Annotated in this window: 1 protein-coding gene; it reads left to right on the plus strand. The window is 37.5% G+C overall.

Going from position 1 to position 571, the window contains the following annotated elements; all coding sequences use genetic code 11:
• A partial coding sequence (locus AC1DG9_RS27645) for an insulinase family protein (RefSeq protein ID WP_477635774.1) occupies positions 1-571 on the plus strand: 571 nt, incomplete at both ends.

The raw sequence follows: 571 nt of genomic DNA on the forward strand, positions 1-571 counted from the left end.
ATACAGTACGGAGCCAAAGGGTAAAGATTTAACTGTTAATGGATTTACAGCCGATAGTGTTTCTAATTATTACCATAATCAGCTTTTAAATAGAAGCAAAATGTTTTTAGTTGTTGCAGGTAAAATAACTAAAGAAGCACTCGAAAAAAAGATCAGGGAGTCGTTTAAAGGGATTGCCGCTAAACCTTATACACCACCTGTATACAACCAAAAAATGATCGAGGGAGAACATTTATTGACAGAACAGCGAGAGTTGGCAACAAATTACATAAGTGGCGTAATGAATGCTCCAGTGATGAGCAGCCCCGATTATGCTCCTTTTATGCTTGCTATAAATGCTTTAAGCGGAAATTTACATTATGAGCTGCGTGTAAAACAAGGCCTGTCTTACGCACCGGGTGCTACTATTAAAATGCAACAGATGCCGTACACATCTATGTATGTGAGTACAACACAACCAAAAAAATCTTTTCAGGCAATGGTAGCAGTTTATAATAGTATTAGAAGTGGTCGCTACAGTCAATCGTTTCTTGATGGAATTAAAAAAGACCATCGTTTACGGTATTACAGG

The organism is Pedobacter sp. 05L430 (assembly GCF_056397585.1).